Below are 12,861 nucleotides of genomic sequence, written 5' to 3'. Positions count from 1 at the left end.
GGCGCGTGCCCGAAGACGGGCCCTTCTTTTGCTGGTCACCGTGATCTCGGCACTCTCCGCCTCACGACCAGCAAGAGCGCCGGCGTGAGTGACACGCAGCTGGTGAGGCAGGCCCCGGGTGCTGTCCGCGGTTCCCGCTGCCCACCGCCATGCCGTGTCCCCGTGCTGCGTACACCGGCCCGTCGTCACCACTGCGACCGTCCCTGGCCGGCTGTCTCGACAGCACTTCGACACGAAACGTGCGTGATCGCCATGAGCAAGAAACGTCCTGGAGGGGAATCCCTCCCGTCCGCCCCTTCCACGGCCACCGACCGTTCCCCGGACCGCGAGGTTCCCGCCGCGACTCCGGCACCGGCACCGGCACCGGCACCGGATCCGAAGCGCTGGTGGGCGCTGGCCGTCATCGCCCTCGCCCAGCTGATGGTGATCCTTGACGGCACCATCGTGAACATCGCGCTGCCCTCCGCCCAGCGCGCTCTCGGTATGTCGGACGCCGACCGGCAGTGGGTGATCACCGCCTACACGCTGGCCTTCGGCGGGCTGTTGCTGCTCGGCGGCCGGATCGCCGATCTGGTGGGCCGCAAGCGCACCTTCGTCATCGGCCTGGCCGGGTTCGCCGCGGCCTCCGCGCTGGGCGGCGCGGCGACCGGTCCCGGGATGCTGTTCGCGGCGCGGGCCCTGCAAGGTGCGTTCGCGGCGGTCCTGGCGCCCTCGGCCCTGTCGCTGCTGACGACGACGTTCACCGACCCCAAGGAGCGGGCCAGGGCGTTCGGGGTCTACGGTGCGCTGGCCGGCGGCGGCAGCGCGGTCGGGCTGATCGTGGGCGGTCTGCTGACCGAGTACCTGAACTGGCGCTGGTCCCTGTACGTCAACGTGCCCATCGCGCTGGCCGCCCTGCTCGGCGCACCGGCCTTCCTGCGCGACCGCTCCGGCCGCCGGGGCGGGCACCTGGACGTGCCGGGCGCGCTGCTGGGCTGCGGCGGGCTCGTCGCCCTCGTATACGGCTTCAGCGAGGCCGAACCTCGCGGCTGGACCAGCCCGTCGGTGCTCACGCTGCTCGCCGCCGGCGTGATCTTGCTCGTCGCCTTCGTGTGGTGGCAGAGCCGCGCGGCGAGCCCGCTACTGCCGCTGCGCATCGTCAAGGACCGTGTCCGGGCCGGATCGCTCGCGACGATGGGCTTGGCGACTATCGGCATGTTCGGTGTCTTCCTGTTCCTGACGTACTACCTGCAGGTCGTCCTCGGCTACCCGCCGGTGCGGACGGGCCTGGCCTTCGTGCCGATTTCGGCTGGCATCGTCATCGGCGCGACCCAGATCGCGGCCCGCCTGCTGCCACGCACGGCGCCGCGCACCTTGATGTCGTCCGGCATGGTGCTGGCCGCCGCCGGCATGGTGCTGCTCAGCAGCCTGACCGTGCACGCGCAGTACGTCCCGCACGTGCTGCCCGCCCTGCTGCTGCTCGGTCTGGGCATGGGCCTGACCTTCATGCCGGTCTACGCGACGGCCACCGCCGGCGTGCCCGCACAGGACGCCGGTGTGGCCTCGGCTGCCCTCAACACCATTCAGCAGATGGGCGCTTCGCTGGGCACCGTACTGCTCAATACCATCGCCACCGGCGCCACCAGCCGTTACGTCCACTCGCACGTGCACGATCCGGCCCACGGCCGCGCGACCCTCAACGAAGGCATGGTGCACGGCTTCTCCGTCGCCTACTGGTGCTCGGCGGGCGTCCTGCTGCTCGCCGCCCTGGTAGCGGGCCTCACCGTACGGCACAAGACGCCGAAGCACGCCGGAAACCACGCACCGGCCTAGCGAGCCGGGGTCGAGTCCCGCCACCGCCCACCTCACCCCTCGAAGGATCCTCCATGAAACCCCTGACCGAGCACGACATCCGTACCTCGTTCGTCAACTGCTCGAAGGGCGAGGCCAAACGCCTCCCCCTGCCCAAGAACCTGGCGGACCTCGACCACTGGGACGACCTGGACTTCCTGGGCTGGTTCGATCTGTCCGCGCCCGATCGCAGGTATCTCATCATCGAACGCGCCGATGAACTCGTCGGCCTGTCCCTCCGCTCCGCTTCCGGCAACCGCGGCTTCCTGCGCCGCAGCCTGTGCTCGCCGTGCCTGACCACGCATCCCGGCAGCGGCATCTCCCTCATGACCGCCCCCAAGGCAGGCCCGGCCGGCCGCGAAGGCAACTCGGTGGGCCTCTACATCTGCGCCGACCTGGACTGCTCGTTGTACGTACGGGGCAGGAAGAAGGCGGCACCGGGCGGGCGCATCGAGGAGTCCCTCACGGTCGAGCAGCAGATCGAGCGCCTGCGCGGCAACCTCGACGCGTTCGTGGAGCGGGTCTTCCACTGAGGCCGACAGGGGCTCGACGGCCATCGTCGCCGAGCCCCTGTCCACTCCTTGAACCGCCGTCTCCTCGCGGCTCCTCCGGCCTTACGCGCCGGACCTCAGAGGGCGTTTGAAGTAGGCAGATTGCCCTTGATGGAGTCCTTGAACGACACCTTCAAGGGGCAGTTGGACCTGGAGCAGCACGGCGGACGGACCTTGGAGGGCGTCGCCGTCCGTGTCGCCCAGCGCATCCTCGCCATGGCCGCCGCTATCTGGCGCAACCACAAGACCGGCGCGGACGAGGACCTGAACTGGGCCGTCTCGGTGGACTCCACGATCGTGCGCGCCCACCAGTGCGCGGCCGGGGCCCGCAAAAAGGGGCCCCGGCAGGCGAACCGGACAACCACGCCATCGGTGACGCGCCCGCCTTCGCGGAGGTGAGGCCCGCCTGCGCGTTCCCCGGCAACGAGGACGGTCCCGCTTCAGGCCGGACATGGTCCTGGCCGACAAGGCGTACTCCGCGACCATCTACCTGGCCGGATTCCACGTCGCAGGCATCTTCCTTTGGTCAGCACGCTGATCCAAACGAAACCGCCTACTGAGCTTTTCGTAAGTTCGGTGGGTGTGGTGGGTGGATGGTCAGGCCGGTGTGGGCGAGGAAGGACCAGGGCAGTTGCTGGATGCGGTTGATGCGGTGGATGCCCTGTTCGGTGGCATCGGCAACGTCGGCGAGGTGGTCGCCGGCGAGGTTGGCGAGTTCGCGCTTCTTGAGCGAGGACCACAGTAGTTCCACCGGGTTCAACTCCGGTGCATAGGCGGGTAATCGCTCCAGGGTGAGCCAGTCCTGTTCGGCGACCCAGGCTCGCATCGCCCGACTCCAGTGGGCGGACAGACGGTCCCAGACGAGGACTACCTGTTCTCCGCGGTAGAAGACCTTCACCTGTTCCAGGACCTCGATGAGGGCGGGAGTGTCGTAGGTTTCGCGCACGAGTGGCCCCGTCACCCGATCGACCACCACGCCGACCCGTTCCAAGGTCCACAGATCGGCCTCGAAACCATGGGCTCGGGCGCCCCGCTCCAACGCGGCCCGGACCGTCTCGACCTGGTCGACGTCCAGCTTCGGCGGGCGGCCGGTGGCCGCACGGCGACGCAGGGCCGAAGCACCTTCTTCCTCCCACACGCGCCGCCACCGCCGCACGCTCTCGGAACACACGCCCACCGCCCGCGCGATCTCTGCATTCGAGGCGCCCTCCTCGAACAACTCGACCGCCCGAACACGACGCGCCTCCGCCAACTGCGGCCGCGACAAAGGAGGAACGGAAGAACCGGCCACGGAGGACGAAGGTCGATAAGCCACCCGGACAGCCTCTCACCGACGAAGACACCACACCCACCGAACTTACGAAAAGCTCAGTAGAACTTGTTTCTGAAGGCTGGCGGTGTTGACCTCGCTCGTGAGTGACGTCGGGTGATGGTCGGGTGGTCCGAAGGGTTCAAGGTGGGCCGGTAGAGAGCGTCGTACGCGCGGGGGTCCCATGCCCTGATCCTGACCCGCAGCCAGCAGTGGGGCATGAGGGGGCGGCTCAGCTGTATGGGCCGCTGTGCTCAGATGCCCCGGGCCACGGCTGGTCCGGCTTCTCCGCCCGCCGGGTCCGGTGATGTGCGCCGCCGACCGTCGGCCTTGCGGCGGGGTGGTCCGGGGAAGCGGCTTGGTTGTGATCCCGCCGCTTCGCAAGAACACAGTCCGTCCACAACGGACTGCAAAAGGCGAAGGCAAGGAGGTTGCCCACTCCTTGCCATGTTCAACGTATAGCGCACCAGGGGGCTTGCGGCAAGGCCCCCGTCGTGCCGCAGAATCGCCGGCGAAGCCAGAATCTATGGGGAAACGGGTGTCGCGAAGTGCGTATGCTGTTGTCGACGTATGGGTCGCGTGGGGACGTCGAACCGCTGGTGGGACTCGCGGTGCGGCTACGGGAACTCGGCGCGGAGGTGCGGGTGTGCGCGCCGCCGGACGAGGACTTCGCGCGGCGGTTGGACGGTGTGGGCGTGCCGCTGGTGCCGGTCAGCCGGTCTGCGCGGGCGTGGACGAAGGAGGCCCCGCCGGCGTCGAGCCTGCCGCAGAGCGCAGCCGAGGTCATCGCCGGGCAGTTCGAAGCAGTACCTGCGGCGGCCGAGGGATGCGATGTGCTGGTGGCGACTGGGATGATGCCGGCCGCGGCCGGTGCGCTGTCGGTGGCCGAGATGCTGGGCATCCGGTCCGTGTCCGTGACCTTCCAGCAGCTCACCTTGCCGGCGCCGCACCGCCGGCCACTGGCGTATGCGGGGCGGCCGTTCCCGCCGGAGGTGACCGACATCCGGGCGCTGTGGGATCTGGACGCCCAGAACATTGACGCGCTGTTCGGCGAGGCGCTCAACACGAACCGTGCGGCGGCCGGTCTGCCTCCGGTGAAGCACGTCCGCGACTACGTCATCGGGGACCGGCCATGGCTGGCGACGGATCCGATTCTGGACCCGTGGCAGGAGACACCCGACCTCGATGTCGTTCAGACCGGCGCGTGGATCGTGCCGGACGAACGCCCGCTCCCGGCCGAGTTGATGGCGTTTCTGAACGCCGGCGCACCACCGGTGTATGTGGGCTTCGGAAGCATGCCGATGCACGCCTCGACGGACGTCGCCCAGGTAGCCATCGAGGCGGTCCGCGCGCAGGGCCGCCGCGTCGTCATTGGGCGCGGCTGGGCGGACCTGACGCTGATCGACGGCCGGGAGGACTGCTTCGCAGTCGGCGAGGTCAACCATCAGGCACTGTTCGGCCGGGTGGCCACTGTCGTGCATCATGGCGGCGCGGGTACGACGACGACGGCCGCCCGGGCCGGTGCCCCCCAAGTGGTGGTGCCCCAGTTGGCGGATCAGCCGTTCTGGGCAGGCAGGGTGGCTGAGTTGGGCATCGGCGCGGCACATGACGGTCCGACTCCGACCTTCGAGTCCCTGTCGGCCGCGCTGAGGACGGCCCTGACACCCGAGACCCGCGCACGAGCGACCGCCGTAGCCGGCACGATCCGCTCCGACGGAACGACGGTGGCCGCGAAGCTGCTGCTCGACACGGTCAGCCGAGAGGAAACGGCCATGTCAGCGTGAACCTGTGCCGTTCAGGAATACGTCACTGCAGGTCGTAGGCGGTCTGGCGGGGTTTGCGGGCGCGCTGGGACCATGTCCAGGTGATCGTCTCACTGGTCTACCAGGTCACACGGAAGCTGCTCTCGGTTCCAGCAGTGTTGCTGCGTCGACGGACGGCCAGAGAAGCTGAATTGCTCGTGCTCCGGCACGAGAACTCGGTACTGCGCAGGCAACTTGCGAGTCCGGTGCGGTACCAGTGGGCGGACCGGTTGTAGTTCGCGGCATTGTCCTCGCTGACACCCCGGCGTCGCTGGGCGCAGGTGTTACCTCACGCCAGGGACGTTGCTCCGCTGGCATCGGCGTCTCGTTACACGCAGGTGGGACTACAGCGAGTGCCGGACCAGGCCGGGCCGGCCAGCGACAGCGGAAGCCGTGAAGGAGTTGGTGCTGCGGCTGGCGCGGGAGAACCCGCGCTGGGGATGCCGCAGGATCCAGGGGGAACTCGCCCGGCTGGGCCACAGGATCGGCGCCTCCACCGTCTGGAAGATCTTGATGGCAGCTGGTGGCGACTCGGCTCCCCGCCGCGCCGGGCCGACATGGCGCGAGTTCCTGACATCCCAAGCCGAGGCCATCATCGTCTGCGACTTCCTGCACATCGACCTGGCAAGCCTTCGCCGGGGCTACGCGCTGGTCTTCCTCGAGCACGGCACGCGCCGCCTCCACATCGCCGGCGTCACCGCTCATCCGACCGCGCAGTGGACGGCCCAGCAGGCCCGCAACCTCGCTCTTGAGGTGGACGTGCACCTCGAGTCGCTGCGCTTCTTGATCCGCGACCGGGACAGCCAGTACACAGAATCCTTCGACGCGGTCTTCGAAGCTGAGGGCATCGAAACCGTCCAGACCGCCCCGCGGGCCCCACGGATGAACGCGCACTGCGAGAGAGTCATCGGGACACTGCGGCGTGAACTCCTCGATCACGTGCTGATCTGGAACGAGACCCACGCTCGCCACGTCCTCGATGTCTACGCCCGGCACTACAACGGCCATCGCCCCCATCAGGCTCGAGGGCAACGTCCGCCCCTTACCGACAGCCGGACCGCACCATTGACCGACTCGAGTACTCCGCGACGACTGCTCCAGACTCGCGTTCTCGGCGGCCTGATCAACGAGTACAGACACGCGGCCTGACCTGCCGCGACAGATTCCTGAACGGCACAGGTTCTTATGCCTCTCGAGGCAGAGAGCATCCGGATCGATGGGGTGACCTCAGGGGCCTACGGTTGACGACGGCATGCAGGGGCTCGGTACGGCGCAGCAGGTCTACCGGATCGGGTGGCGGACGAATCGGACACCGTTGACACGTCCGCGAGTTGGGAGCACGAGGGCTCCCAGAGGGCTCCCCATCGCTCCCTGCCCAGACACGACAAAGGCCGCTTCCGCTACCCGCGGAAACGGCCTCCGACCTGCGAAAACGCTGGTCGGGACGACAGGATTTGAACCTGCGACCCCTTGACCCCCAGCCGCGCGGCAACTCTCCGCAACCATCCGTACCACTCTGCAGCAGTCCGTTCAGGGCCATACGCCGCCACACGAAGCCCGAGAAGTACGCACCCCGCACACTACGCGCCAGCCGGCGTCGCCCGGGACGCAGTCGGGCGACGCGTCTCTCCTTCAAATGACGCGGACCACGGTCCGGCGACTTCGACCGCGTGGGCCCGAGCCCCCTCCCCCCGCTCATGGGAGCCGACGCGGGGCATCCCAGCCGAGGCGCCTTGACGTCGACCGCGCGACACCTGCGCCAGCACCACCGATAAGGGATTTGTTATCATTGGTAAGGTGCCCAGGCATTCAGGGAGGACATGATGGCCAAGATCACCATTGAGATCGACGAGGAGCGCCTCGCCGAGGCCAAGCAACTCCTGCACACCGAGGATGACACCGAGGTCGTGGCCAAGGCGGTGGATATTGCGGTCGGTGCGATCTACCAGCGTCGCGCGGCCCGGCAGCGACTGAGCGAGCTCGCGGGTGAGGGCGGCGCCTTCGGCGAGGCCCGCCCGGCGTGAGCGAGTCTTATCTGATCGACACCAGCGCCTGCAACCGCCTCTTCCGCAGCCCCGCCGTGGAACGACACTGGGCGGGCATCCTGGACGAGGGCCGAGTGGCCGTGTGCGAGATCACCGAACTCGAACTGGTCCGCGCCACCGGCGGCCGCGACGAGCGGGCCGTACTGGAGCGCTACCTCCACGACGCCTTCGGCTGGACCCCCGTACCCGACCGTGCACTCACCCGGGCCCGGCAGGTGCAAGATCTCCTCGTCGCCACAAGCTGGCACCAGGGACCAGGAGCAGTCGACCTGATGACCGCCGCCACCGCAGAACTATGCGGACTGACCTTGCTGCACTACGACGCGGACTTCGAAACCATCGCCAAAGTGACCGGACAACCCCACCAGTGGATCGCCCCACGCGGCAGCATCGACTGACAAGGACAACGGCCACCATGGACTACACCACACACCCGGCCAAGCACACCGACGCGGCACCGCCTGACAAAACCACCACCCACACCTGGGGGGCATTCCTGAAAAGAGCCCGGCGCAGCCGCGGGATGAGCCAGCGCGCGCTGGCCCGGGAACTGGGCGTCAGCCAGGCCCGGATCGCACAGATCGAAAACGGAGCCAGCACCCCGCAGATCGACACCATGGCCGCTTACATCACCGCCCTCGGCGGCGAGCTGACCCTGCGAGCCGACTTCCACGACCACGTCACCCAGACCACATGGCCCGAACAACACCCCACAGAAAGCTGACACGCACACAGGCAGGCTTCTTCACGTGACGGTGTCACTCTCCACGCTGACGGCCCTCGCACCCTGCCCTTGCCGGAAACCTCATCCGCCCTGGTGGGAAAGGTTCTTCGGGTTTCCCGAAATCTGGCCGCGGTCGCTCGAGCTCACGCTCTCGCGCAGTTGCCGTCAGCGCGTCATGATGATCGATCGTGCTGCTGCGACTGACTTACCTGGGTGTGACGAACGCGTTCACGATGCTGCGCCCGCTGCCGATGACCGATCGAGACAAGGACGCCGAGATCCTCGCCCTGCGCCACCAGATCACCGCGCTGGAACGCCAACTCGGCAAGGACAAGATCCGGTTCACGCCGAGCGATCGGGCGTTCCCGTCGGCGCTGCCGCACTGGCTGCCGATGCACGTCCTGCGACAGTTACAGCTGCTCGTACGCCCCGACACGATACTGCGTTGGCACCGCACCCTCATCGCGCGCCGCCATGCCGCCTCCTGCCGGCCCAAACGCCCGGGATGACCAGGCACGGTGCGCTCGATCCGCATCCTGGTGCTGCGCCTGGCGGAAGAGAACCCGAGCTGGGGGTACAAACGCCTGCACGGCGAGCTGCTCGTGCTGGGAGTGAAGGTGGGCGCCTCCACTGTCTGGGAAATCCTGAAGGACGCAGGCATCGACCCGGCGCCCGAGCGGAACGCCAGTACCTGGGCCACCTTCCTTCGCAACCAGGCTGATGCCCTGCTGGCCTGCGACTTCATGGAAACAGTCACCCTGTCGGGGATGCGGATGTACGTGCTCGTGGTGATCGAACACGGCAGTCGCCGGATCCGCGTCCTGGGCGCCACCGCGCATCCGAGCGCCTCCTGGGTAGCGCAAGCGGCGAAGAACCTTGCCATGGACCTCGAAGACTTCGACTGCCGGGCACGGTTCATGATCCGAGACAGAGACGGGAAGTTCCCCGAACTATTCGATGCCATCCTCAAGGACGCGGGAATCGACGTCGTGCTCAGCGGCATCCAGATGCCACGAATGAACTCGATCATGGAGCGCTGGATACAGACCTGTCGCCGCGAGCTCCTGGACCGGACGTTGATCTGGAACCAGCGGCATCTCCTCCACACCCTGCGCGAGTTCGAGCGGTACTACAACGGACACCGACCACACCAGGGCATCGCGAACGGCAGACCGCTGCACCCCTTGCCCCCGCCAATCGACGATCCCAACGCGTTAACCCGCCTCGACATACGTCGGCGCGATCGCCTCGGCGGCATCCTTCACGAGTACCGGCATGCCGCGTGACCTGCACGGATGAGGTTTCCGGCAAGGGCAGTGCTGCGCCGGATCACGGATTGGACGGCCGTTCCTCGACGTTGGGTAGGCCCGGCTACCTAGGGGATCTGAGTACCCGGGACGATCCCCTCCACTCCCCGCCTGCGGTTGGGTGAATCAAGGAACGAGACATTTGACCGCAACACGCAAGGGGGAACCGTGAAGCACGTTCGAGTCATTTCCAGCATCGCTCTCGCTACGCTCACGTTACTGCCGCTGACCGGCACAGCGTCCGCTTCCGAGTCGTCCAAGCATTCCCCGCTCAGGGCTTACCAAGTGACCATCGCCGAGCATTCCAAGAGCTGGGTGACTTCGAAGGGAAAGACCGATCCCGCAACGAAGTCGACAAGCGCGGCAACTCATTTCTTCACTCCACAGAACCCCGATTACAGGGCGAACAGCCAGTATGGCCATTTCACTGCGCAGGTGAAGTACGGGTCCTCCAGCATCCGGTTCATGTGGAGTCACAAGCTCAACCGCAGGACAGCAGCCACTGCTACCGGTCTGATGGATGAAGTCGCCACGGCGACGCAGAACGGCCGGCGTTTCGGCTACCATGACACCCATCCAGACATCGCGGCCAATTACCTGGTCCATTCATCCTTCAAGGCAAAGACCGCGCACTATGTTCTCAAGTCGACCGATAAATTCCCCATGGCCGGCAACCGAACGCGCACCATCCACACAGAGTTCGAATTCACGATCACGCTGATCTGACCAATCGGCGGTCATGCGCTCGATCCTTGGGACGACCGTGTCCCGGCCCGTGAAGATGGTGCGGTACCAACATGAATGGGAGACGAGATGTCCCGCATCGAAGCGCTCGCCGAGAAGGTGCTGCACGACCTTCATTGGGCAGGCGTCACAGAGGAACCAACTACTACATACTCCGAGTCGAGCAGGGAAGGGGAAGGGTACGTGGACGTACTGGTCTCCGACAGCTCGGGGATGGGTCTCGGGTTCGCCGTCGACGTCCGTGGAACGGACGCGAGCATCCTCTACCAGCTCGCCGACAGAATCCCGGAGGCGTATGTCCAACTCTGCTCCGTGGGCCTTCCAGTGGTTCCTGGTAGCCACCGCCCAGCCAGACCTCGCCTGACGCACAACGAAGTCATCTGGGAAGACCCTCATGAATCAGGCACCTGGCAATGCCGAGTCGGTGCTTACCCCGGACCGATCACCGGCAGTTCGCCTTCTGCCTGAGCTGCCCAGTGGAAGGTCAGCTTCGTCAAACAGTCTTCCGCGGGACCGGCGAAGCGGTGCTTGGTCCCGGTCGACCTGACCGGGACCAGCACAACGCTCGCGGGCCCATGCCCTGGCTGTCACGTCCTGGTGCAGCTGCTGTGTGGTGACCGCCCGCCGTCCGGAACTGGCAGCCGCCCGGGCTGTGGCCGGGAAGGGGCCAGTGGCCCACAGCTTCGGCCCGGCTGCTCCAGCGGGACAAGCGGGCTCGGGCCTACCACATCGACCGAGTGCTGGTGGAAGTGCTCAGGCGGGCCTTCCCGATCGCCGATACCCGCCCCGCCTTCTGCAAACCCCCCGGCCAGCACGAGGAATGGGAGTTCTCCGAACGTCCCATGCTGGGCCTTCCCCTCGAGTTCGGCGAGGGCCCACCCTGGCGCATCCTCGCCACCTGCCCCGACCAGTGAGCGTTTTCCAACCTCACGCTGATGCATGGTGAAGGGCCAGGACGGCTTTCACGACGTCGGTGATGCGGTTGGTGCTACAGCGGAGTTTCCGCAGGAGGCGCCAGCCCTTGAGGGTGGCCATCGCCTGCTCGCCGACACAGCGGATCTTGGCGTGGGTGGTGTTGTGGCGGCGCTTCCATCGCTTGAGACGGCGGCCTCGAAACGGCACCCGGACAAGGTCGCCGGCGCCTTGATACGCCTTATCGGCCCAGCATCTGAGCCCCGCATCGGCGAAGGCTTCGATGATGCCATGTTGTCGTGCGGCGGTGAGGTCGTGCGTGGAGCCGGGCAGCGCGGGCGAGGCCCAGAGCAGCCGTCCGAACGGATCGGTGAGGACCTGGACGTTCATGCCGTGGCGTTTGTGTTTCCCCGAGTAGTACGGAGTGTCGGCGGCGACGCGGTCGATCGGCAGCAGGGTGCCTGAAGGGTGTCAATATTCCGATCAGGCTGCTGAGCTGGGCGTTCTCTGTCGATGGTGAGTCAATCGGAGTGGCGTGGTGTGGTACTCGTTGAGCAGTCCACCGAGTACCTGGCGGCGCCTGATGGTGCCAGCAGGCCCTGGGAGAACGAGCACGAGCGCGGGTAGAGCGCCCAGCATGGTGGCTACCGGGGACGCCCCCTGCCCAAGAGGGCCGCGGCGTCGTCGCTTCGCGTATTCGCCTTCCTCCGGGTGCCGCCGCAGCCGCGCCAGGGCGCTCGGCGACCGTGGCCGCGATCTCAGACTACCGGTCCACCACCGTGCCGCCGGCGGCCGGGAACTCCCAGGCCCGATCGGCCATCAGCCCCTGGAGCACGGCCGCGAAGCCCTGCGGATCGCGGCCATCCCCTCGCTCTGGCCCGTCGCCGTCCAGCGGGCGGACGGAGAGCTGGGGTAGCCGGTCCGGCCATGGCGCGGGTGCGGCTTGCCCGGTTTGGGCCGTGTGCTGCTCGCTCATGCCGTCAGGACGGAGTCAGCAGCCGGGGCCGATCGGCGGAGACGATGTCAAGGCGAGGGCGGCGATCCGCAACTCGGCCGCCCACGCCGGGGTGTCCAGCCCTGTCGCCAGAGCCTCGGCAGCAAACATCGGCAGGTCCTCCGGGCCGATCTCATCCGCCTGATAACGGCACGCCACCTCACCCAGAAACGTGAGGCCACTCTGCGTTGGAGCTTCCGGTTCCGGTGTCGTTCCTGCTGCTCCCATGACCCGCGAAGTTCACCGCCACCTTCGACGTCGTGTTCGCCAGTGAGGACATTACCGTGGACAAGGGCCCTCCACTCAGCCCCAACTGCAACCCACACGCAGAACGCTTCATCCGCTCAGCACGGGAAGAGTGCACCGACCGTGTCCTGCTCTTCGACCGTGGCCACGCCGAGAAGATCCTCCACGCCTACGCACACCACTTCAACAGCCACCGACCGCACCAAGGCCGTGACCACCTCGCGCCCAGCGACAATCCGAACGTCATCCCCTGCCTGCAGCCCGGATCAAACGCCGACAATCCGTCGCAGGCCTCATCAACGAGTACCACCGAGCCAGCTGACCATAAGGAAAACCCCAGCTCACAACCAGTGAAACCATTCTGAAGCGTTACGACTACAGGGATAGATCCAGTACC

At 67.0% G+C, this 12,861-nt stretch carries 11 protein-coding genes and 5 pseudogenes; 13 read left to right on the top strand and 3 right to left on the bottom strand.

Translation table 11 applies throughout. The features are described 5' to 3' along the window. Positions 1 to 252: 252 nt before the first annotated feature. The 4 genes and pseudogenes from SSOG_RS36740 to SSOG_RS56675 all read left to right on the top strand — a co-directional run. Positions 253 to 1,812 carry an MFS transporter gene (locus tag SSOG_RS36740; RefSeq protein ID WP_009719345.1) on the top strand — a complete coding sequence of 520 codons (1,560 nt, stop codon included), beginning with the start codon at positions 253 to 255 and terminating at the stop codon, positions 1,810 to 1,812. A 53-nt stretch (positions 1,813 to 1,865) separates the two neighbouring features. Further along, positions 1,866 to 2,363: an FBP domain-containing protein gene (locus tag SSOG_RS36735; protein WP_009719344.1), complete on the top strand. Its 498-nt coding sequence runs from the start codon at positions 1,866 to 1,868 to the stop codon at positions 2,361 to 2,363. Between the two features lie 129 nt (positions 2,364 to 2,492). Next, positions 2,493 to 2,621, top strand: a pseudogene (locus SSOG_RS51545) (IS982 family transposase); the annotation flags it as partial. After that, positions 2,616 to 2,862 (top strand): annotated as a pseudogene (locus tag SSOG_RS56675) (hypothetical protein); the annotation flags it as partial. The pseudogenes SSOG_RS51545 and SSOG_RS56675, both read left to right, overlap by 6 nt. 72 nt (positions 2,863 to 2,934) lie before the next feature. On the opposite strand, the gene SSOG_RS55075 reads toward SSOG_RS56675, so the two are convergent. Beyond that, on the bottom strand, positions 2,935 to 3,672 hold the full coding sequence (locus SSOG_RS55075) for a transposase (RefSeq protein WP_208867398.1): 738 nt from the start codon (positions 3,670 to 3,672) through the stop codon (positions 2,935 to 2,937). Between the two features lie 572 nt (positions 3,673 to 4,244). Between SSOG_RS55075 and SSOG_RS36715 the strand changes: the two genes are divergently transcribed. From SSOG_RS36715 to SSOG_RS52715, 8 genes and pseudogenes are all read left to right on the top strand, one after another. Continuing rightward, positions 4,245 to 5,474 carry a glycosyltransferase gene (locus tag SSOG_RS36715; RefSeq protein ID WP_009719341.1) on the top strand — a complete coding sequence of 410 codons (1,230 nt, stop codon included), beginning with the start codon at positions 4,245 to 4,247 and terminating at the stop codon, positions 5,472 to 5,474. Between the two features lie 263 nt (positions 5,475 to 5,737). Then, a pseudogene (locus SSOG_RS36710) lies at positions 5,738 to 6,641 on the top strand (integrase core domain-containing protein). 671 nt (positions 6,642 to 7,312) lie between these two features. Continuing rightward, on the top strand, positions 7,313 to 7,516 hold the full coding sequence (locus tag SSOG_RS36705) for a hypothetical protein (RefSeq protein ID WP_009719339.1): 204 nt from the start codon (positions 7,313 to 7,315) through the stop codon (positions 7,514 to 7,516). After that, entirely contained in the window at positions 7,513 to 7,935 is a 423-nt protein-coding gene (locus tag SSOG_RS36700; protein WP_009719338.1) for a PIN domain nuclease, read from the top strand. Before SSOG_RS36705 ends, SSOG_RS36700 begins: the two co-directional genes overlap by 4 nt. Positions 7,936 to 7,952: 17 nt before the next feature. Continuing rightward, complete coding sequence (locus tag SSOG_RS36695) at positions 7,953 to 8,261, top strand: helix-turn-helix domain-containing protein (protein WP_009719337.1); 309 nt, start codon at positions 7,953 to 7,955, stop codon at positions 8,259 to 8,261. Between the two features lie 188 nt (positions 8,262 to 8,449). Then, positions 8,450 to 9,547, top strand: a pseudogene (locus SSOG_RS36685) (integrase core domain-containing protein). A 189-nt stretch (positions 9,548 to 9,736) separates the two neighbouring features. Beyond that, positions 9,737 to 10,294, top strand: a complete 558-nt coding sequence (locus SSOG_RS52720; RefSeq protein ID WP_154686018.1) for a hypothetical protein — start codon at positions 9,737 to 9,739, stop codon at positions 10,292 to 10,294. A 761-nt stretch (positions 10,295 to 11,055) separates the two neighbouring features. Next, on the top strand, positions 11,056 to 11,226 hold the full coding sequence (locus SSOG_RS52715; RefSeq protein ID WP_154686017.1) for a hypothetical protein: 171 nt from the start codon (positions 11,056 to 11,058) through the stop codon (positions 11,224 to 11,226). 13 nt (positions 11,227 to 11,239) lie between these two features. Here SSOG_RS52715 and SSOG_RS36675 read toward each other — a convergent pair. Beyond that, positions 11,240 to 11,686: pseudogene (locus tag SSOG_RS36675) on the bottom strand (IS5/IS1182 family transposase); the annotation flags it as partial. Between the two features lie 301 nt (positions 11,687 to 11,987). Further along, positions 11,988 to 12,200 carry a hypothetical protein gene (locus SSOG_RS56670; protein WP_009719331.1) on the bottom strand — a complete coding sequence of 71 codons (213 nt, stop codon included), beginning with the start codon at positions 12,198 to 12,200 and terminating at the stop codon, positions 11,988 to 11,990. Between the two features lie 278 nt (positions 12,201 to 12,478). Here SSOG_RS56670 and SSOG_RS49410 point away from each other — a divergent pair, with 278 nt between their 5' ends. Further along, on the top strand, positions 12,479 to 12,829 hold the full coding sequence (locus SSOG_RS49410) for an integrase core domain-containing protein (RefSeq protein ID WP_009719329.1): 351 nt from the start codon (positions 12,479 to 12,481) through the stop codon (positions 12,827 to 12,829). The last annotated feature ends 32 nt before the right edge of the window (positions 12,830 to 12,861 follow it).

This window comes from Streptomyces himastatinicus ATCC 53653, from assembly GCF_000158915.1.
GTDB lineage: Bacteria > Actinomycetota > Actinomycetes > Streptomycetales > Streptomycetaceae > Streptomyces > Streptomyces himastatinicus.
Note: the sequence above shows the minus strand (reverse complement) of the source record. Positions and strands in the feature narration are given on the sequence as shown.